Annotated in this window: 19 protein-coding genes; 13 read left to right on the top strand and 6 right to left on the bottom strand. The window is 39.1% G+C overall.

What is annotated here, in order from left to right:
- The first annotated feature begins 35 nt into the window (after positions 1–35).
- The 6 genes from ACT6XC_RS06635 to ACT6XC_RS06610 all read left to right on the top strand — a co-directional run bounded on the left by ACT6XC_RS06635 (position 36) and on the right by ACT6XC_RS06610 (position 5,477).
- Positions 36–1,211 (top strand): hypothetical protein, encoded by a 1,176-nt coding sequence (locus ACT6XC_RS06635; protein WP_443738416.1) that lies wholly within the window; start codon positions 36–38, stop codon positions 1,209–1,211.
- A complete protein-coding gene (locus ACT6XC_RS06630; protein WP_443738415.1) occupies positions 1,186–1,815 on the top strand; it encodes a helix-turn-helix domain-containing protein in 630 nt (209 codons plus the stop codon). Before ACT6XC_RS06635 ends, ACT6XC_RS06630 begins: the two co-directional genes overlap by 26 nt.
- 148 nt (positions 1,816–1,963) lie before the next feature.
- Positions 1,964–2,752 (top strand): phosphodiester glycosidase family protein, encoded by a 789-nt coding sequence (locus tag ACT6XC_RS06625; RefSeq protein WP_443741248.1) that lies wholly within the window; start codon positions 1,964–1,966, stop codon positions 2,750–2,752.
- A gap of 37 nt (positions 2,753–2,789) precedes the next feature.
- Positions 2,790–3,722, top strand: a complete 933-nt coding sequence (locus ACT6XC_RS06620; protein WP_443741247.1) for a PilZN3 domain-containing protein — start codon at positions 2,790–2,792, stop codon at positions 3,720–3,722.
- 166 nt (positions 3,723–3,888) lie between these two features.
- Positions 3,889–5,034, top strand: coding sequence for a tetratricopeptide repeat protein (locus ACT6XC_RS06615; protein ID WP_443741246.1), 1,146 nt, complete (start codon positions 3,889–3,891; stop codon positions 5,032–5,034).
- A gap of 2 nt (positions 5,035–5,036) precedes the next feature.
- On the top strand, positions 5,037–5,477 hold the full coding sequence (locus tag ACT6XC_RS06610; RefSeq protein ID WP_443738411.1) for a DUF192 domain-containing protein: 441 nt from the start codon (positions 5,037–5,039) through the stop codon (positions 5,475–5,477).
- A 3-nt stretch (positions 5,478–5,480) separates the two neighbouring features.
- On the opposite strand, the gene ACT6XC_RS06605 is transcribed toward ACT6XC_RS06610, so the two are convergent.
- The 3 genes from ACT6XC_RS06605 to murB form a co-directional block, all read right to left on the bottom strand.
- Positions 5,481–6,020 carry a hypothetical protein gene (locus ACT6XC_RS06605; RefSeq protein ID WP_443738410.1) on the bottom strand — a complete coding sequence of 180 codons (540 nt, stop codon included), beginning with the start codon at positions 6,018–6,020 and terminating at the stop codon, positions 5,481–5,483.
- 5 nt (positions 6,021–6,025) lie between these two features.
- The gene (locus ACT6XC_RS06600; RefSeq protein WP_443741245.1) at positions 6,026–7,222 is read right to left on the bottom strand and encodes a Crp/Fnr family transcriptional regulator; all 1,197 of its coding nucleotides are present in this window, start codon (positions 7,220–7,222) and stop codon (positions 6,026–6,028) included.
- 71 nt (positions 7,223–7,293) lie between these two features.
- Positions 7,294–8,313 (bottom strand): UDP-N-acetylmuramate dehydrogenase, encoded by a 1,020-nt coding sequence (gene murB / locus ACT6XC_RS06595; protein ID WP_443741244.1) that lies wholly within the window; start codon positions 8,311–8,313, stop codon positions 7,294–7,296.
- A gap of 177 nt (positions 8,314–8,490) precedes the next feature.
- On the opposite strand from murB, the gene cysS reads away from it, so the two are divergent.
- The 5 genes from cysS to pyrH are packed head-to-tail and all read left to right on the top strand — an operon-like array spanning position 8,491 to position 13,772.
- The gene (gene cysS / locus ACT6XC_RS06590; protein WP_443741243.1) at positions 8,491–10,035 is read left to right on the top strand and encodes a cysteine--tRNA ligase; all 1,545 of its coding nucleotides are present in this window, start codon (positions 8,491–8,493) and stop codon (positions 10,033–10,035) included.
- Positions 10,036–10,089: 54 nt separating this feature from the next.
- Positions 10,090–10,647 carry an RNA polymerase sigma factor gene (locus ACT6XC_RS06585; protein WP_443738406.1) on the top strand — a complete coding sequence of 186 codons (558 nt, stop codon included), beginning with the start codon at positions 10,090–10,092 and terminating at the stop codon, positions 10,645–10,647.
- On the top strand, positions 10,631–11,344 hold the full coding sequence (locus ACT6XC_RS06580) for an anti-sigma factor family protein (RefSeq protein WP_443741242.1): 714 nt from the start codon (positions 10,631–10,633) through the stop codon (positions 11,342–11,344). Before ACT6XC_RS06585 ends, ACT6XC_RS06580 begins: the two co-directional genes overlap by 17 nt.
- Complete coding sequence (locus tag ACT6XC_RS06575) at positions 11,331–13,016, top strand: transglutaminase domain-containing protein (RefSeq protein ID WP_443741241.1); 1,686 nt, start codon at positions 11,331–11,333, stop codon at positions 13,014–13,016. Before ACT6XC_RS06580 ends, ACT6XC_RS06575 begins: the two co-directional genes overlap by 14 nt.
- 57 nt (positions 13,017–13,073) lie before the next feature.
- The gene (gene pyrH / locus ACT6XC_RS06570) at positions 13,074–13,772 is read left to right on the top strand and encodes a UMP kinase (protein WP_443738403.1); all 699 of its coding nucleotides are present in this window, start codon (positions 13,074–13,076) and stop codon (positions 13,770–13,772) included.
- Between the two features lie 165 nt (positions 13,773–13,937).
- On the opposite strand, the gene ACT6XC_RS06565 is transcribed toward pyrH, so the two are convergent.
- Entirely contained in the window at positions 13,938–14,543 is a 606-nt protein-coding gene (locus tag ACT6XC_RS06565; protein ID WP_443738402.1) for a glucosaminidase domain-containing protein, read from the bottom strand.
- A 107-nt stretch (positions 14,544–14,650) separates the two neighbouring features.
- On the opposite strand from ACT6XC_RS06565, the gene ACT6XC_RS06560 reads away from it, so the two are divergent.
- Together ACT6XC_RS06560 and ACT6XC_RS06555 are read left to right on the top strand one after the other, a co-directional pair.
- Positions 14,651–15,754, top strand: coding sequence for a hypothetical protein (locus ACT6XC_RS06560; RefSeq protein ID WP_443741240.1), 1,104 nt, complete (start codon positions 14,651–14,653; stop codon positions 15,752–15,754).
- Between the two features lie 104 nt (positions 15,755–15,858).
- Positions 15,859–18,186: a peptidase U32 family protein gene (locus ACT6XC_RS06555; RefSeq protein ID WP_443741239.1), complete on the top strand. Its 2,328-nt coding sequence runs from the start codon at positions 15,859–15,861 to the stop codon at positions 18,184–18,186.
- A gap of 131 nt (positions 18,187–18,317) precedes the next feature.
- On the opposite strand, the gene ACT6XC_RS06550 is transcribed toward ACT6XC_RS06555, so the two are convergent.
- Entirely contained in the window at positions 18,318–18,746 is a 429-nt protein-coding gene (locus ACT6XC_RS06550) for a single-stranded DNA-binding protein (protein WP_443741238.1), read from the bottom strand.
- A gap of 265 nt (positions 18,747–19,011) precedes the next feature.
- Positions 19,012–20,935: hypothetical protein (locus ACT6XC_RS06545; protein WP_443741237.1), on the bottom strand; the 1,924-nt coding region annotated here is incomplete at its 5' end.

The raw sequence follows: 20,935 nt of genomic DNA, 5'->3' as shown, positions 1-20,935 counted from the left end.
TGAATTTAGAACAATCTGTGATATACTAAAAAAAATTGGAAAATAATAAAGATATGCAGTCAGACTTTACAGAAAGTGATTTTACTTCAATCGATTTAAGCGAATTTTTGGATACTCAGGAAATGACCGAAGATACAGAAAAAAGTGGAATTGTCGTTCTGACACAAAATCAAAAGGTTCTCTGCGATGAATTAAATTCGCGAATTGCGCTCTATTCTCCGCAGCACAAGGAAATTTTTGACAAGAGAATGGCGGACTTAAAGAGGCTTGCTGTTGCAATTGCAGAATTTCCTTCATTGCTTTCCAAGGTAACTTTGACTTCTGAAACCCGGACTCCACAGGATATTATTGAACTTCTTGTTGATATTGATTCGGATTACGGAAAAACTTTTATTCAGCTTCCGAGCAAGGCAACTTTGGGAAAAGGTTTTTTGACGGCAAAACTACACACTTTTTCTTCGCTTGCAAAACTTGCGCTAAAAGTGAACAACAGTATGGATTTAAAGACAAAACTTGATTCGACTGAAAAGTCTGAACTAGAAAAAATTGCAATTTCAAGCAAATTAATTCAGGCATTTAAAGACGAAACTGTTTCGATGATGTTTTTGCTTCTTGCGGAAGACGTTTACTTGAATCTGATAAAAGACGATTCTTTGAATGTGGATTTTAGGCGCCAACTTGCGACTTCTCTCCTTCTTTTGTGGGAACACAGGGCGGATCAGAATATTTCGGATATTGCTCCAGTTTTGACAAGCGTATGGAAGGCAAGACGGACTTTGGCACCGGCTTTTGGAACGATGATGGGAACGAGTGAATTGATAATGTTTTCGTTCCAAATGGATGAAGTTTGGAGCAAATTTATCCGCACTCAGCTTGAAATTCCAGAAGTAAGCCAGGCAATGGAAGAGTTTTTATTTGGAATTTCTTACGAGCAGATTCAAAAATTAAAACGCCTGCTCCGGGAAAAAGGAATCGGTTCAATCGGACGAGATGAAGTTTCAAAATTTTTAGGTGAAAAAGTAAAGACCGATGTAAGTGGCGATTATAAAGATTTTTACAGTCAATATTCAATTCGGCGCGACAATGCGCAGGCACGAAAAAGGCTGAACCTTGAAGGACCGCACAGAACTTTGGAAGACCATTTTATCCGCTTTGTAATGGAACAGAATCGGGAGAAACAGAATAATGACAGTTTTGCAAAAGCAGACTAATAATACAGAAAAACAGCAGGACGGAAAGAAAATTCCGTATCACTTTGGAGAAAAAATCCGTACAGTCAGGGAACGGAGTGGACTTACATTAAAGGCTGTTGCTCAAAAAGCAGGAGTTTCGGAAAGTCTTGTAAGCCAGATTGAAAGAAATAAGGTGAGCCCTGCGATTGATACTCTTTTGACTCTTGCAGATGTTCTCGACATAAATCTTGAGTTTTTGTTCGAGGAATATCATAAAACCCGTCCAGTTGAAGTTACTCATAAAAATGAGCGAAGGCAGATTGTTGAAGGCGATATTCTTTACGAAGAAATTGCCGGAGCGTCAAAAAATGACGGTAAGCACGCACTTGAGTCTTACGAAATTACAATTCCTGTTGACGCAAAAACTTATCGTGGCTCTTACGGACATTTAGGAAAAGAAATCGGATATATTTTGGAAGGAAAATGCCAGCTTCATTACGAAAATTTTGTTTATGAGCTTCAGGCTGGCGACAGTGTTTCGTTTTCTGCAAATTCGCCACATACTCTTGTAAATATCGGCGATACTGTGGTTCGGGCAATCTGGACTGTAACGCCTCCTCAGAGATTTATCCATTCTAAATAAAAAAAACTGGCGGGTTGACAGAAAAAATTGAAGTCGCCGCCTTTTTTGTTTTTCAAAAATGAAACTTAAATCAACGGATTTTAAAAAGACATATTTTTTCCTTTTTTGCGCAGTTTTTTGTTTTTTTTCGGGTTGTAGTTCTCTTTCTTTGTTAAAAAATGAGCCTTTTATTGAACTTGATGAATCTTCCTATATTCCAGAAAAAATAGAATGGAAAAAAATAAATTCGCTTTCGGAATATTTTTTGTTTGAAAATAAAAACGTTCCTCTCCGTTACCATCTTGTAAAAATAGATCTTAGTTCGCAGAGTTTAAAAATTTCTGCTTATCCACTTAAAAAATATGAACTTGGAAAAGGTATCTCTGCTGCGAGTTTTGCCAAAAAGTCTGGAAGTTTTGTTTCGATAAATACATCACCGTTTAAGGGGCGTTTTTTTTCTAAACGCAAAATTGTCGGAATTCACAAAATTCGAGGACAAATATTGTCTGAAGTAAACGGACGATATTCTGCTCTAGGCTTTAAAACTGAAAAAGGCGGAAGTTTAAAGGCTTTTGTTGCAAATCAAAATGAATTAAACAGTATAGAAGATTTGAATTACGTTTTTGGCGGATTTTTTGAAATCTTAAAAGATGATGAAGAAATCGATTTTTCGTATTCAAGCAGAAACAGCCGTACGACAGCAGGAATTTCTTCTGACGGAAAAACGCTTTTTTTGCTTGTTGTGGAAGGTGAGAGAAAAAAAATAAGCCAGGGGCTTTCTTACTGTGAATGTGCAAAAATTCTGAAATTTGCAGGTTCTGCGGACGGACTAGAGTTTGATGGCGGAAGTTCTTCAAGCCTTTTTGTTGACGGAAAAAATATGCTTTTGTACCGAAATTTTACAAAATGTGCGGCATTTTTTGGATTTGAGTCGCTGACAAATAAAACACTCTTTTAAGTTGACGGTGATTTTTTTATAAAGTATAGTTTTATATATGGGTGTTGCAACAACTCAGCAGTTACAGCGGTTTTATGACCAATATCGGGATACAGAAATTACTTTTACAAAAGATATTATTCGTGCGCTTGGTCTTGACCCTCGACAAATTTATATAAAATGTAATCGCGGACAATGGCCTTGCATCATAAATTCGACTTCTTTTCTGCAGGCTAAGATTATTGTCGGCGCAAAAGGCGGTGCTTTTCAGGCTCTTTCTGACCAGTCAACTTCTGGCATAAATTTGCGCTTTTGTTTTTTTGAAGCAGAAAATGATGTGATGAGTTTTTTTGTTGCTGGTCATGTTACAAATATTGTTCCGTATATGAATTCACCGGAACTTGCCGTAATTACGATTGCTTTTAACCAGCGTCCGCCAGACGATTTAATTGAAGCAGTTGGTCGTCTTCTTGAAGCAAATTCAAATGCGATACGTCGGCGTGAAGAAAGAATTTTAATTAACGAAAATTCTAAACGCAAACTCGGACTTGTTCGTGAAGAGGCGATTGTTTTAATTCAAAATGTTCCTCGCCACTGTATTGTAAGAAATCTGTCTTTTTCCGGGGCAAAGATTATACTTTTGGGACTTTCTCAATTTTTGACGAATAAACCTGCTCAGCTCAGACTTGAATTTGAAGATCCGAACGAAGTTATAACTCTTAACGGTGTGATTGTTTCTTCGGAAGTAATTGAAGGAAGAAAAGATATTGTTGCCTGTAGCATAACATTTGCAGATAAAATCGTTCCTCTTTCGTATAAGTTGCATGTAAATAACTTTTTGACGGCTGTAAGAAAAACTCAGCTTTCTGCAAGCGACCAGATTGCCCAGCAAAGGGCAATGCAGGCAAAAATAGTAGCTCAGAAACAAAATGCTCCTGTACAGACTGAAAAAACGCAGGCAAGTCAGCAGGAAACAAATGGCAACGCTTAAAAAGTTGCTTATGTGGCAGGGATTGAAGGGGCGGCGAAGCCGTTGCGTTTAAGCGTAGCGTAGCAATGGAGCGATAGCGGAACCCTGGAAAGCCCGTTTTTTTTACTTCGTAAAAAAAGCCACCCGAATTTAAAATTAAGTTTTTATTTATTAAGGAAATATTTTTATGAAACCGACAGATCCACTTGAATCAGTTTATTTTATTGAATTGCCAGAAGATTTTCATTTTACTCAAAAGGCAATGCCAATTGATCCGACAATTCCGCTTCCTGTGCAAAAAAAAGAAAAGGATGATCCTGGAACTTTTAATATGAAGGAATTAACGGAAGAGCAGATTCTAGCAGGTTTGCTTGCTGTTATGGCTTATGACAGCGACAATAAAAATATTTTGTATTACCGTTCGATTCTTGGAAAGGCGCGTCCGAATTTGAAAAAAGAACTGACTGAAGCAGCGATTTTAAAGACAAAGAATCAGGATTACGATCTAGCGGAAGAAATTTATGCTTCTCTTCGTGGATTTGATCCGGAAGATATTGCGACAATTTTGAATACAGCCCTCTTTTTTGATCAGCGCGCGGATTCGTACAGAACTTCTGGTCTTTATGACGATGCCGACGCTTACGATGCGGACGCGCTTTTTTATTACAGACAGGCAATGGATGCTGAGCCGGCTGTTCCAGACTCTTTTTTTAATGCTGGTTTTTATTATCTTAAAAAGCATAATTTTAAAGAAGCAAAAAGTTGCTTTGAAACTTATCTGGCGCTGACATGCGAAATGACGGACGACGAAATGGGCGAAAATGGACTTTATAAAAAGAATCGCGCTCAGGAACTGTTAAATGAAATCAGCAATCGTAATATGGAAGATGATCATTTTAAGGCGGCTTACGATTTTATAAATAAGGGCGAAGTTGAAAAAGGGCTTGATGAAATTCGGATCTTTTTGGAAAAAAATTCTGCGGTTTGGAATGCATGGTTTTTGCTTGGCTGGGGATTAAGGCAGCAGAAAAGATACGAAGATGCTAAAAAAGCCTTTGAAAAAACTCTTACCCTCGAAGGCGGAAATCGAGCCGATACCTACAATGAACTTGCAATCTGCTTTATGGAAGAGCAAAATCTGCCAAAAGCAAAAGAAGCTTTGCAGACGGCGCTTTCTATTGAACCTGAAAATACAAAAATTATTTCTAATTTAGGATATTTGGCGCTAAAAGAAGGTAAACCTTCTGACGCTGCGTCGTATTTTCAGACTGTGCTTGAATATGATCCAAACGACAAACTTGCTGCTGCAGAACTGTTAAAAATGGACGTATAAAAATGAAAAAAACAATGCTTTTTTTTGTTGCAAATATTTTTATCTTTTCATTTTTTTCTTGCGCGCAGAAACTGCCTGTTCAAAAATTGACGGTGACAACGCAGAAAAGCGGGCAGATTTGTGTTCTTGCGGAAGTTGCAAAAACTCAGGCTCAGCGCAACCGCGGTTTTATGGAACGCAAAAATATTCCTGCAGGAACAGGAATGATTTTTGTTTTTGAGCGCGACCAGATTTTGAGTTTTTGGATGAAAAATACGCCGCATCCGCTTTCGATTGCCTATATCGACAGCACAGGCACAATCCGCGACATTTTTGACATGACGCCGTTTTCTCTTTCTTCTGTAACAAGTACGGTAAGCGTAAGATATGCCCTCGAAGTTCCAAAGGGGTGGTTTGAAGAAAATGGAATAAAGACGGGAGATAAAGTTTCTCTGCCAGAATAGTTCTTAAAGGCTTTCTAAAAATTCGTCTTTCGATTTTTCTTCGATTGTTTTTTGAACGTTGCCTTCATCGAGCATTTTTTGGAATTTTGCGTTATCGATGTATTTTAATGTAAGCGGACGTTCAAGGCTCATAATTATAGAGTTATCTTGCCAGGCCGAGCGTTTTGGGCTTATCGAAGATGGATTTCCGTATTTTTTCGAAAGGCTTATAAAAATTGAAGCGTGGTCGATTTTTTTTTCGTTTAAATTGAGCGTAATAGAAAAAAGTTTATCATCAACAAATTGAAACCAGCAGCGCGTAAAAAAAGAATAGGCGTTTTTGGAAGCGTCGGTTTCGATTAAAATCTGTTTTGTTTTTGGAGAAAGGCTTACATCTCTGTCGCCACGATAGCCAAAGTCGGTGTTCTTTTTTAATTCGGATTTTACTTCGTCCACGCTCATTCCGAGTTCAATCGAACCGTAACCTTTTGGAAGAGCGGAGCAAAGCGTAGCGCAGGTAAAAAAAACAAATGCGCAGAATACAAAAAGGCTTATTTTTTTCATAAAAACTAACGTTCCTTGTGCTGTTTTCGGATAAAGGCACTTTGTTTTATAAGTTCAAGACAGTCTGGAACAAAGATTTTGTTTTCCGACGAAAGTTTTATAACTGGTGAAAGTGAAAATTTCGGAACAAAGATGTTTTTTTCGTCCTGGCTAAGTCCACACATAGCGGCAATATCCAAAGGAGTTAAATCTGTCTGATACGAAGTTTTGTTTTTTGAATCGATTGCAACTCGCGCCTTTTCAATTTGGAGAGCGAGCATATCGGTCATCTTGCTGATTGGGTCGCGAATCTGGCTGTTCAAAAGCTGTCTTTGCGTCTGAAAAAGCCTTTCTGCCAAAGTTGTCGTGAGTCTTGCAATAAGCTGCGGTTGGGTTTGGACCATCTTGTCAAAGTTCGATCGGTTTACGGTCATAAGCGTACAATCTTCTTCGGCAATTGCGCAGGCAGAGCGCGGTTTGTTTTCGAGGAGGGCCATTTCGCCGAACATGTCGCCTTTTTTCAGGATTGCAAGCGTAACTTCCGAACCGTCGACAACCTTTGAAATTTTTACGCGTCCCGACTGAATTATGAACATGTCGGCTCCGCTTTGCTGTTCAGCCATAATCATCGTGTCTTTCGGATATTTTCTGAGTAAATCCTGATTCGATTCAAAATAAACAGCCCGACTTTTTGTTTTTAATGCGTTGAATCTAGTTTTTGCGAGAAGAACATTTATGCCAGTCGGATTTGCCTTTACATACTGATAATAAGCAAAAACGGCGATACTCGGTTTATTCATCTTGTCGTAATAAGAAGCAACCCTGTAAATCTGTTCGGGGCTTTGAGAGGCTGAATTATTTAAGGTTGCAAGGACGAGCGTGTCGTTCAAAAGCCGCATCCTGTTTGCAAAAGTGCGGATAATTTTCATAGCTACAGGAGTGTTTTTTTCGATAAGCTCAGGATATTGATCTCTTCGAACAGAAATGCAGACAACGTCAGTAAGCGCAAGCACAGTGTCTACTTGCGAATGATTTGACATACAGGAAATTACGCCGATAAAGTCTCCAGGACCGAGTATTTCCTCTTTTTGTCCGGGAATTGAATCTTCTCTGTGAACGCGCACATTTCCGCATTGAATAATATAAAAAATATTATTCTGAGGACGTCCTTCGACTGTGATATACGAACCTTGCTTAAAATTTACGAACTGTAACTGAATCACGATTTTCCCCGCTTCTTAATCAAAAATTATAATGGAAAATACGGAATTTGTAAGCCTTGAAAAATCAAAAATCAGGCAAAAATTATTTCCGGTTCAAGAAAAACTCCCTGTTTTTTAAGGACAGTTTCCTGTACAATTCCCACGAGTTCCAGAATATCCGCTGAACACGCTTTTTGTTCCGGATTTATAATAAAATTCGCATGCCAGGGGGCAATTTGAGCGCCTCCGACCGAAAAACCCTTAAAACCGCAGTCGTCAATCAGTTTTCCAGCGACAATTTTGCGTTCTGGGTCGTTTTTAAAAGCCGAGCCACAGCTTGGAGCACGAAAATGCCCGAGTTCAGAGCGTTTTTGTTTTACCTTCAAGGAAAGTTCCTCGTCAAAACCCGAAGTGACTGAAAATTCTGCTGAAAGAATTATTTTTTTAGAAGAAGGGGAAAGCCTTCCCCCCGCTCCAACCGCCTCCGCGTTTTCCGCTTCCCCTTCGAGCGGGGGAAAATCCCCCGCAACGCCCCCTTTTTGCATTTTTTTGTAGGGCTGGAAAGGCGATTTTTTATAATCCCAGTCGTTTTTTTCAGTTTTATAAGTCAAAATTTCGTTTTTTTGAGTGTCAAAATATCTTACGCTCAAAAGCCTGTCCGAAGCTGCAAGACCAAAGCAGCAGGCGTTCATAAAAATAGCTCCGCCTGTAGTTCCGCTCAGTGCAGTAAAAGCCTCTAATCCGCCAAGGTCGTTTCTTTTGCAAAAATTAAGGACAGAACCCCAGCCAATTCCTGCCGAACATAAAATCCTGTTGTTTTCTAAAAATTTTACAGATTCGTCTTTTCCGAGTTTTCTTGTGCAAATAACAAGATTAAGTCCTTCATCTGGAAAAACAATATTGCTTCCACCACCAGACAAAAAATATTTTAAGCCACATTTAGTGGCAGCATTTAAAGCTAAAATAAGGCTTTTTTCGTCAAAAGGTTCCAAAAAAAGTTCCGCTCTGCCGCCGACGTGCATAGAACTGTGGCCTGCAAGAAGCTCGCTGGTTTTTATTTCGCCAAAAAAATTGTTTTTTAAAAGAATATCCTTAAAAGCAAAACTTTCCATAAAAAGATTATAGCAAAAAAAAGCCGGGCAAACTATGAGAGTTTTCATATTTATTGTTTTTTCGCAATAATTGAATAGAAATCTCAATTGTTTTAGTATATATGCGGGAATTTGAATTTTCGGTCTGTTGTAAAACCGCAACATCAAATATATAAATTAAGTTTTCTGGAGAAAAATATGGCACTTAGACTTTTTAACACTATGGGTCGCAAAATGGAAGAATTTGTTCCTGTTGATCCAAATAAAAAATATGTCGGTTTTTATGGCTGTGGACCGACGGTTTACAACTACGCCCACATCGGAAACCTGCGCGCTTACGTTTTTCTGGATATTCTGGATAAAACTTTGACTTATTTGGGTTACGATATTAAGCATGTCATGAATATTACGGACGTTGGCCATTTGACAGGAGATGCTGACGACGGCGAAGATAAAATGGTAAAAACTGCCGAAGAGCGTCACCAGAGTGTTCTTGACGTTGCAAAATTTTATACGGACGCTTTTATGTCCGACATTGACGCGCTCAACATTCGCCATCCTGATGTTATCTGCAAGGCGACTGAGCATATTTCGGATATGATTGAGCTTATAAAAAAAATTGAAGCTAACGGCCACACTTATACTGCCGGCGGAAACCTTTATTTTGATATTTCGACTTTTCCTGGTTACGGAGAGCTTGCTAATTTAAATCTTGACGAATTAAAGGCAGGTGCTGGAAGACGCAAACTTTCGATTATCGATGAAAATAAACGCAATCCAAGCGACTTTGTTTTATGGTTTACAAAATCAAAATTTGAAAATCAGGCGATGACTTGGGACAGTCCGTGGGGACGCGGTTATCCTGGCTGGCATATTGAATGTTCGGCTATGAGCATGAAATATCTTGGAAAGCACATTGATATTCATACAGGTGGGGTTGACCACATTCCTGTTCACCACACAAACGAAATTGCGCAATCAGAAGGAAGTTTTTCGGCTGAAGAAAGGGCTGAAGGTCCGTGGGTAAAATACTGGCTTCATAATGAATTTCTGGTAATCGAAGGCGGAAACAAAATGTCGAAGTCTTCTGGAAATTTCTTAAGACTACAGACTCTTCTGGACAAAGGTTATGACGCCCTCGACTACAGGTTTTTCCTTTTAGGCGGGCACTACCGCAAGCAGATTTATTTTTCTTGGGACGCGATGGACGGTGCAAAAAATGGACGCGCTGCTTTGAATGAACGCGTTGCCAAACTTATTCTAAAAGCAAAAGATGAAGGACTGGAACTTACAAAAGAAAATTTTGCCGAAAAACTCGCCTCTATCGCTGAAAAACAGCGCAAAGACGGCGAAAGCGAAAATCTTAAAAAATTCCGCGAAGGTCTCGAAAATGACCTTTTGACTCCAGTTGCAATGGCCGCAATGCAGAAAGAAACAAACGGAAAAGGCCGGCCTGCAGTTGACTGCCTTGCCGATATTTTTACGATGGACAAAGTTCTTTCGCTTAAAGTAATTGAAAATGCAATTGAAGTTGCAAACAAACTTGAAAAAGAATCATCTGCACATTTGGATGACCATGCAGGCGACAGCGAAGCGGCAGAGATTACGGCTCTTGTTGAAGAACGTACTGTGGCAAAAAAAGCAAAGAATTTTGTAAAAGCCGACCAGATCCGCAACGACCTTGCAGCCCGCGGAATTACGATTATAGACACGCCGCAGGGACCAACCTGGAAGCGAAATTAAAATAAACTGAAAATAAGATTTTTCTTATTTTTTCTGTAACTTTTTGAGGCAAAGATGATTTCTAATGATGTGGAAGCCAGTGAAAAACCGTTGAATGCTGCAAACTCCGCGGATTTTCGCCGCATTTACAATGAAACTATGATTCTTCTCTTTAAAGTTTCGTGGCGTATTGTAAATGATGAAGATGCGGCAGAAGACATTGTTCACGATTCTTACATAAAGGCTAGCGAGAAAAAAATGTCGTTTCCTACAATGAACGACGCGAAATTCTGGCTTATAAGGGTAGTAAAAAATGCTTCGCTGAATTATGCGCTCCGTAAAAAAAGAGAAAGAACTGCTTATCAAAAGGCTCTTTACGAAGATAGACGTCAACAAACTTCTGGCGAAACAGATTTGTTAAGGCAGGAAACGCAAAAAATTGCGCTTGCCGCCTTAGAAAAACTGCCTAAAACATTAAAAGAGGTAATCATTCTTCGCGAATACGGAGATTTGAATTATAAAGAAATCGGAAAAGTTTTGGGAATTACGGAAGGAAATGTAAAAATTCGCATGTTCCGTGCCCGAGAACAACTGGAAAAACTCATTGGAGGCGATGATGTCTACTTGTCCTGAAAAAGATCTTCATTCAATTTATCTCGATGGCGAACTCCCAGAAGAATTTTTAAAGGAATACGAAACCCATGTTGCAGGTTGCGAAAAATGTCAGGCCGAGCTCGAAAAACTTAAAAAGGTTTCTGTTCCTTTTAGAGAAGATGCTCTTTCTGTAAAACTTGATCAGACCTATCTTGATCAGAGTTTTGTACGCCTTCAGACAAAGATGCGCTTTAAGGAAACAACCGAGCGCTGTGAAAAGTCATACATTATTCGGCCGTACATAAAATGGGCGAGTGGTTTTGTGGCTGCCGCTGCGATTTTTGCGGTGATTATAACTCCGCTCAGTTTAAAATCAAATTCAAAAGAACAGAAAGAACTCACCGCTTTTGCTCGAACCCAGATCAAGCCGATTCAAGAAAGCAGGGTTGTAGTTGATGGAAATTTGGACAGCTTAAAAATTTCTACGGCTCTCAGTTCTGCCAAACAGGTTGAAGAAAAAATAGAAGAAAAAGAAGAAAATGCCGATTTGCAGGTTCTAAATCCAAACCAGAAGGTTGTTTCGGCTACAAGCCTTGCTTCTAATTTTAATGACAGTTTTAACGATATTGATGTTTTTCGCCCAGACTTTAACAATTCGTCCGTCTCTGTTAGAATAGAAGTTCCACGTATGCACACTATTCCAATGAGGAAGGCAGAAAAAATTGAAGATCGCTGAAAAATTTTCAGTTCTTTTTAGAAAATATCCTTTATTCAGAACTTGTTCGATAATTTTTGCAATTCTTTTTGTCCTTGGTTTTGTTTCTATCATAACATATCAGGCCAGAAAAATTCCACAGATTGATTCTATTGCTCCGTCTGTAGGTTCTCCTGGTGATGTTATGGTGATTGCAGGACGAAATTTTGGCAGCTTAAAAAATTCTTCTGACTTTGTAGAAGTCGGCGGTTCAAGAATTACGGCTTCTGGCTATCTTGAATGGACAGACGAACATATAAAACTCATTTTGCCGTCAAATGTTCAGGACGGACTTGTAATTGTTTTAACAAAAGCCGGACAGTCAAAACCAGGATTTTTTGCAAACGAAGCAGGAATTCCTGTCGAAGTTCCGCCAGATACAAAAACAACAATGCCTTTAATTTCTTCAGTTTCTCCAGAATCTGCTTTTGTAGGACAACTGCTTGTTTTGAACGGAACAAATTTTGGAACAGTTCGCAGCAATTCAAAAATCTTTTTTACGGCAAATTTACCAGAAAATTCGACTTCTTCCGACGACATTGCTTTTATCGAAGCGGCCAGCGAAGATTATGATTACGAATATTGGAGCGACAGCGAAATTCACGTAAGAGTTCCAAACGGTGCTACTAGCGGACCCATTTACGTTCAGACTGAAAAAGGAACGAGCAATTATGCGAGTTTAAATTTAAAATCTACGCTTGGAACAAAAAAATATTCTGACAAAAAAACATATTTAATTCACCTAAACACAGATATTGACGACATAAATTCAAAATCAAATACGATCCTTTCTCTGCACGTTCCGCGTCCTGTAAAAAACTCACGGCAGCCTTTTGTTCAGATGACGGAATGTGCCCCTGAGCCGGTTTTTGAAAATTATCAGAATACAGTAATTCATCAAACTGAACTTTCGAAAACGTCTTCAAAAAAACTTGCTTTTACTCATAGTTTTGTTGTTGAAGATTATGCGGTTCAAACTAAGGTTAACGCAAAAAATGTAAAACCTTTTGCCGCAAAGTCGCGAGTTCTTTACACCGCCTTTACAAAGCCAGATGAAGTTATTGCTTCGGAAGATGAAGATTTTGTCAATCTTGCAAAAAAAATCGTCAAAAAAGAAACTAATCCGTATCTTCAGGCAAAAATGATTTACGAATATATGCTTGAAAACTTCGCAGTTACAAAAAAACTCAGAAAATCAGGCTCGAAAGTAAAAGACTTGTTTGAAGACAAAAAAGGAGATTCTTACGACTTTGCAATTGTCTATACGACACTTTTGCGTGCCTTAAAAATCCCATGTCTTCCTGTTACTGGAATACTTGTTGATTCTGACATGAAGGCTTTTTCGCATTGGTGGAGCGAATTTTATATAGAAAACTTTGGCTGGGTTCCAGTCGACATTGCTCTTGGTTCTGGACTTGAATACAAATCGTTCAAAAATGTTGAAGATCCTAAAACTTTTTACTTTGGAAATATCGATAGCCAGCACATTATTTTTTCACGTGGATACAACGAAGTTAAGCCGACACTTTCTGGCGGACACATTGTAAGCCGCGACAGAACTTTTGCAGTTCAGTCAATTTGGGAAGAATCTTCTGCAGGAACCGTAAACTACAGTTCTCTGTGGAATGAACCGGTAATTGCCGGAATATATTAAGACATCTCTAAGAGTTTTGCTTTTTAGAGGTTTCATAAAAAATTTGTGGAGGACAAAATGTCTGTAAAAGTTTTGTCGGTTGGAGGCTCGATTGTAGCTCCTGAAGGACCTGATATTGAATTCGTAAAAAAATTTGTTTCGCTCATCAAACAATATCTTGCGGAACACAAAGAAGATAAACTGATTTTTGTAGTCGGCGGTGGCGGTCCAGCACGAATTTATCAAAATGCATTCCGTGCAGTAACAGGAATTTCTCCTGAAAGCTCAACAGAAGCGGCTGACTGGATTGGAATTATGGCAACAAGGCTCAATGCGCAGTTTGTAAAGGCAAGTTTTGGCGACTTATGTCGCGAAGCGGTTGTGACCGATCCTACAGTTGCAGAAGAATTCACAGGTTCAGTTTTGCTTGCGGCAGGCTGGAAACCAGGTTTTTCGACCGACAACGATGCAGTTCTTCTTGCGGAAAAATTCGGTGCAAAAACAGTCGTAAATTTAAGCAATATTGAAAAAGTTTATACAGACGATCCGCGCAAAAACCCAGACGCAACTCCGATCGATGAAATTTCCTGGGCAGATTTTAGAAAAATTGTCGGCGACGAATGGACTCCTGGCAAAAACTGTCCTTTTGACCCGATTGCTTCAAAAAAAGCGCAGTCGCTTGATCTTACGGTAATTTGTGCTGGCGGAAAAAATCTTGAGAACATAAAGGCGATTTTAGAAGACAAAAATTACGTTGGAACAACAATCCGCGGATAAAAATCAAAAAATAAAAAAAGGCGACATTTTGCATAAAAATGCCACCTTTTTTGTCTGCGTTCTTAAATTTTTTATAACCGGCCACTTTGGGTTCGCTGGCGCTCATTGCCGGCGTAGCCGTCAACTAAAGCCCGACGTGTCCGGCGCAAGATGCGTTTTTTCGCATCAAAACTGTTCTAGTCTTGCTAAAAGCGCGTCCAATTTTGTTCCATAATTTTTGTCAGTTGCCCAGGTTCCTGCAAGGTCAAATACCGAGTCTGCAAGTTTTGTCTTGTGTACCCAGTTGTAGCGCGGATCTACAAGTGTTTTTTTTAGTTTTACATCTTCTGTCGTTGCATAAGCCTGCAAATGCTGGATATGAGCACGTACTCCTGTTTGTTGGTCTGGAAATTTTTCTCCTGGTTTAGAAGAATCAATTGCTCCTAAACCGCAGTAATTGTGCCATTCACTTTTTACAAGATTCCCAAATCTTAAAAATCCTGTTTCAAGACACATCTGGACAAAAGCAACGTCGCTGTTAATTCCTTCACTTTTTGCTTCCTGAATATAATCTTTTGCAAGGCTTTTTACTTTTTGCAGAGGAACATTTGGATTTTCCGAAAGAAAAAATTCAGCAAGTTGATTTTCATTTTTAATTCCGTCTGCGAGCAATTTTCTCGAGCAGAATTTTTCTTCCTTTATACTCGGAGAAATACAGGAAAAAAACACAACTGAAAAGAAAAGAGATGAGATTCCACAAAAAAAGAATTTAGAAATTTTACGTTTGAACATATTCAAGTATCGGAAAAAACTAAAAAATCCTGAAATTTTCAAAAAAAATGTGTAAAAGTTGATTTTTAGAACCATATATATAATAAAAGCAAAAAATGGAGGAAAAAATGAATTTAAAACACTTTTTCAGGATGATTTTGACAGTTTTATTTCTTAGTTCGTTGACAGTTTTTGTCGCATGCTTTCCACTGTCGTGCCGTGTTACAGAAGAAGGAATTGAGATTATTTCGGCAGAAATGTCAGTTCCAAAAATCCTTTCTTTTTTTGTAGAGGACAATTCGAATCTTGTCATGCTTTGTTCACAAAAGGTTTCGGTTCAAAAACTCCAGATAAAATCGGATGACGGAGAATATATCGAAGAAACCGCGGAGGCTCAGTATTTTGATGACGGAAAAAGAATAAATTTTTCTCTTAAAGAACCTACTTTGGTCGGCGTGAATTATGTTTTTAGCGGTTCAATAAAGGACAGTTCAGGAAATGAACTTACATTCAGTCTGCCTTTTACAGGATTTAATGAAAAACCAGCAAGGCTTGTTCTGTCAGAAATCCGTTCAAAACACAGTACTAGCAAAGGCGTCTTAAAAAAATGCGAATTTGTCGAAGTTTATGTTCTAAAAGAGGGAAGTACGGCCGGACTTGAAATTGTTACAGGAAGCGATGGCGAAAGTAAAAAATATGTTTTTCCTGACATCAACGTAAAAAAAGGCGAATATATTGTAGTTCATTTTAGGACGGTAGACGAGGGCGAGTGCATTGACGAACTAGGAGAAAATCTTTCTTTGAGCACAGGAACCGACAGTTCAAATTCGCGCGATTTATGGGTTGAAGGAAAAGAAAGCCGTATAAGTGATAGTGACGTAATTGTGATTCGTGATAGTTGTCGTAATATGCTGCAAGATGCTGTTTTATTCAGTGCCGCAGGAAAACAATCGTGGTACTATGCTGGACAAAAGTCTTTAGCGCTCGAAGCTTACGAAAGCGGAATTTGGAAAGACGGATATGAACCAAAAAATGCTACAATAGCCGACGGAATCAGCCTTACAAGGACAATGTGCAGAATGAATATTGAAAAACTTACAGAAGAATATTCGTCTGAAAATGACATTGACGTTCAGACCGTAATAGAAACTGGAACTGAAGACTGGTCTCTAGTGGAAGGTGCGACTCCTGGAGAAAAAAACAGCGAAAAAAGATATGAAAAAACTAAATGAACGAAATAAAAGAATCCAGGACGGATTTTTTTAAATAAAATAAAATTCTTTACAAAAATTCTCTTCCCGTGACAAAAAATTAAAAATTGTGCTACTATTGCGGTATGTCAGAATTATTAGCTCCAGCAGGAAATATTGAAGCTCTCGACGCCGCAATTGGCGAAGGAGCAGATGCTGTATATCTTGGGCTTAAGAGTTTTAATGCCCGTCTTCGTTCTTCAAATTTTGCGTGGAATCAGTTTGAAGCAACTGTAAATTCTCTTCATCGTCAAGGCAAAAAAATCTACGTGACTGTAAATACTGTCAGTCAGGAAGAAGAAACAGAAAGACTTTACCGCTTTTTAAGCTATCTCAATAAAATTGGTCCAGACGGTCTTATCGTTCAGGATTATGGTGTTTTAAGAATGTGCCAGGAGTTCTTCCCGAAGCTTGAACTTCATGGTTCAACTCAAATCAACGTTGAAAGCGCAGACGGTGTAAATTTACTGCAAAAAGCCGGCCTTTCTCGCGTTGTTGTTGCTCGCGAACTCGGTCTCGAAGAAGTCCGCCAAATTAAGCAGAATACAACTTGCGAAATCGAAATGTTTGTTCACGGTGCTTTGTGCGTAAGCGAAAGCGGACTCTGTCTTTTTTCAAGTTTCCTCGGCGGAAAATCAGCAAACCGCGGAATGTGTACTCAAGCCTGCCGTCGTTTTTACACTGCCGAGACCGCTTCTGGTCAAAAACAGGGATATTATTTTTCTCCGGGCGACCTTCAGTTAATCGAAAAAATTCCAGATCTTATGGATATAGGCGTTGAGTCTTTCAAAATCGAAGGACGAATGAAAAGTGCCGAATACGTTGGCGCCGTAACCGCCGCGTATCGCTATCTTATGGATCATTATCAGGAAGACAGAAAAGGTTCTGTTGCTGCTGCAAAACGAATGTTGAGCACAGACTTTGCCCGTTCAAAAACAACTTATTGGTATAATTTTAAAACAAACGAAGAAGGTGTTGAAAAAGCTGGTAGCGCAATCTTAAATCCAAACCAGGCTGGAGGAACAGGAATTTATCTTGGTCGTATTTCAAAAATTCGTGCTGCAAGCGACGAAGCAAAAGAAAAAGCACGTCTTGCCGCGGGACCAAATGCCGATTTTGAAGACTATCAGATTGTTATGGCGCAGCTTGCTGGTGGAAATTACGATCCAGATCCAGGCGATTCGATCCGCCTTCACAAAAAGGACGATTCTGGCCGTGTAAGCCACAAGGTTCGCTCAGTTGAATTTGACGACGACGGTTCACGTTGGATTGATATTCCTAGAGGATTTAGCCGAGAAGATGAAGTTTATCTTTTGCAGACAAAATCTATGTCAAAGCATTATCCTCGAGTTCTTCCTCAGGACATAAGCCGTTTCCGCAGTCAGCCAGGAGATGAAATTCTTCCTGTTTTGGATTTGACGCCTGTTGTAAAGAATGAACTTTCTTACTTTCCAGAAGGTACTTACGTTCAAGTCAGCACGATTTCCGATATGTTCCAGATTCAAAGTATGTCTCCAGTCCGTGTAATCCTTGAACTCAATTTTGAGACTCAGTCAGACCTTTTGGCTCACAAGACTGTACTTCCATTTTCTAAAAAGCAGATTATAATTTCGCTTAACCCGTATGTTCCTCAGGCATCGGCTCAGCAACTTTCGGAAACACTTGAACATCTTATTGCGGATGGATTTAAAACTTTCATAGTAAATAATCTTGCCGAAATTCAAATGCTCAAAGGAAAAGACGTAAATCTTATTGCAGGTCCTTACCTTTATACGTTTAATCGCTGGGCTGTAAGCTGGCTCGAAAATCAAAATATTGGCGCGTTTATAACGCCAATCGAAAATAATCGTGAGAACATTCTCAACACTTTTGAACGCAATGTTCGCGACCGCCTCATGGTTACGGTTTATGCTTATCCGGCTCTTTTCCGTATACGCTTTAAACTTCCTGAAAGTTATGACTTTATGTATTTCTGGGACAAAAAAGAAATGCCGTTCAAAGTTCTTTCAAATCAGGACGGAACTGTCGTAATGCCAGAAAATCCGTTCAGTATTACCGACAAGACAGCCCAGCTTCAAAAAGACGGATTCCGCCGTATTTTGATTGACTTTAGTCGCACAAAAGTAACACGCGCCGAATGTAAATTGGTCGTAAACAGCATTATAAAATCTCAACCGATTCCAGAAACTGGAAGATTCAACTGGAAAGACGGTTTTTATAATCCTGAAAAAATGGAAGCCTACAAAGCCGCTGCCGAAAGACAGGCCGCCGAAAAAGCAGAAATGGCTTCGTCAGGACGCTATAACGGCTATGGCAGAGGTAGCAGAAAAAATGGAAAAAATGGCGGCGACAGAAGAAAAAAATCGAATTCTTTTTCTAAATTATCTTCTCCTCGCGGACGCGGAAAAAGATAATTTTTCTAAAAAAAACGGAACTGTCCTAAAAGTTTTTATCGCTTCTTGAACAGTTCCGTTCCGTACAAATTTTCAACCTTCTTTAATCGGTCAAAAATCCATACTTTACACTTTACGGCACGGCATTTTTGTTAAAAAACACTTTCTTCTTGAGCAAGTCCTTGCGCTGCAATTGCTAAATTTCGTTTTTCGTCGTCGGCATTTTCGTCTGATTTTACACTGTTTTTTTTCATCGGCTTAAAATCGACGTGTTCCGCCACAATAAAAACTTTCGAGTGGTTTTTGCCATTTTCATCTTTCCAACGGTCTTGCTTCAGGCGCCCGACAATTCGCACCCCGCGCCCCTGCAAAGCGTATTTTGCCATAAGTGCACTGAATTTTTCGCCCCAGGTTTCTACTTCGTAAAAACCGACTTCATCGACATCTCTGCCAGAACTGTCTTTGTAAAAATGATTTACGGCAATCGGAACGGTCGTTACTTTTGTTCCTCTCGGCGTTTCTTTGTGAGTTGGCGCACGGACAATGTTGCCTTCAATAATAATCTGATTCATTGCATTCATAAGAATCTCCTGTAAAAAAGTGTTTCCGGCCGGCTTGGGCAAACCCCAAAACTGTGTACACTTATATAGTTGCAATGAATGTCAACATTTACACATTTTTTTTGAGAAAAATTATAATTTTTTAGTTTTTTGTTGGGCGGCTTTTTACTCCGCTTTGCTACGTAAAAACCGGGCTGTCCGTGGCTGCCGGTGCTTTGCACACGCTTTGCGTCCACTACCATCCCTGCCGCAAATTCCGACTTTAAAATTTTAATAAACTTAAAAACTACGCCGGAAGATTTTTTACGAGTTTAACAATATAAAGCTGAATATACATAAGCATTGCATCTGTTTCGCCAATTTTCTGCAAAGCCGGCGTTTTTACCAGTGTGTCTGCAAGATTTTCGATTCGTTCTTTGTTAAATCCTTCGGAGTTTATATGCCGCAAAACTTTTCGCAGGTAATCTCTAATTAGAGAATTTACGTCTTCGGTCAGGTTGTTGTGGGTTGCTTTTCCAATGAGTTTGTTCCACGTACGCTCATAAGAATGAAGTTCTCTGTCCAATGTTGAACTTGACGGAACAAGTTCTTCTTCCAGTTTTCGTGCAGATTCTCTGAGTGCGACTTTTCTCGAAACCATTGATTTTTTGGAAAGAGCTATTTCCATTTTGTCGTGCTTGCTTTTTTCTGCTTCCTGTTCGCGATAAATCTGTGCAGAAGTTTTTTCTGTCTTCTGTTTTTTTGATTTTGGCGGACGCATTATCAATTTCATAATCCACGAAACTACAGGAATTGTGTACCAGACAGGAAGAAGAATTTTTGTGTCGGTTAAAAGTTCCTGCCTGTTCATCAATAAAATTTCGGAATAGGGAACGAGCCTTCCGTTTTCAAAAAGCGAAATTCTTCCGCCTTCAAGTCCAGATTCGTCCTGCTGCATGTTCACTTCGTAATTTATAAGCGGCAAAAATGAAGATGTTAAAAGTGCATACAAAACCGGCGATTGCACGGAAACTTCTTTTTCGAGTCGTTTTTCAAAAGCTTTTTGCTCTTTCATTTCTGGCAAATCATCAAAATCCTTAAGAACTTTAAACCAGTTTTTTCGGATAGTTTCTCTGATTGTTGCGCGCGCGTCTGTGCAAAGTCGCATAATCAACGGCATAACCTTGTTTTTGTAGATAAAATAAGGCTGTTTGTCGAGTTCAGTTTTAAATACAAGAATTTCTGGCAAATCATTTGCCAGGCTTTCCGTTGTTTTTGTGTGAAGAAAATTTTTGAGTTCTTCTTCGCTGTATTGTCCCAAAAGCGGAACTCCACTGGAACTTGTAAATTTTGCAATTGTTCCGAGGGTAAAATAATACGGTGGTTTTGAAAGATGCTGCTCAAGATTTTTGAATGCAGTTTCTTTTTTTGAATTTTCCTGAGCACGTGTTTTGTAGTAGTTTGCTATGATTTCGAGAATATAAACTGCGTGCAGAATTCCAATATCTTCCGCTGTGTAGTCTTTTACTTTTTCGTAATCCTGCCGGATAAAAAACAGAAGTTGCGTCAAAAAATAGAAAGAATCTTCTGGTTCTTTGAACATTGTCAAGGAATCTGCATTTTGAACGAATCTGTTAAAAATGTTTTTGGCGGTCATTTCTTTTCCAGGATTGGAAACTGTCAGCTTTTTCATAAAATAATCGTGATGCTCTTCTTTTGCGAGCATTGTGCGCAGTTTTTGAACAGCACATTCTGCAAGCGTGTGAACAGAAACAAGCGAAGGAAGAAGAATTGCCGGCATATCGTGAGGCATTGTAAGCCCGTACAGATATTTGTCAGAAAGCGTTTCTTTTGTCAAAAGTTCGTTTAAAAGTTCCGCCCCGGTTCTGCGCGTGATAATTTCCGATGGAATTTTTTTGGGAATGTCAGATTCTTGAGGAAAAGGTGTCATTGGCTGAGCTAAAATTTCTTTGTAGCGCTGTGAAAACTTTTCGATAAAAAAAGCGATTACGATGATTATTTTTTTTTCGGCAGTAGGAGTTAAAATTAAAATCTGATGGTTTGCGGACAGTTTTTCGAGTTCTTTTAAAAGAACGTTTGCAGTGTCCGTCATGTAATTTACAAGAGAAGGCTGCTCTTCAAGATGATGTTCCGAGTAGCGTTTTAAATATTCTGTAAACTCCCCGAAGTCTATAGCGGCATTGTTCTGCCGGCCTGCAAAAAATTTTAAC

The sequence above is a fragment of the Treponema berlinense genome, assembly GCF_052273165.1.
Lineage (GTDB): Bacteria > Spirochaetota > Spirochaetia > Treponematales > Treponemataceae > Treponema_D > Treponema_D berlinense_A.
Note: the sequence above shows the minus strand (reverse complement) of the source record. Positions and strands in the feature narration are given on the sequence as shown.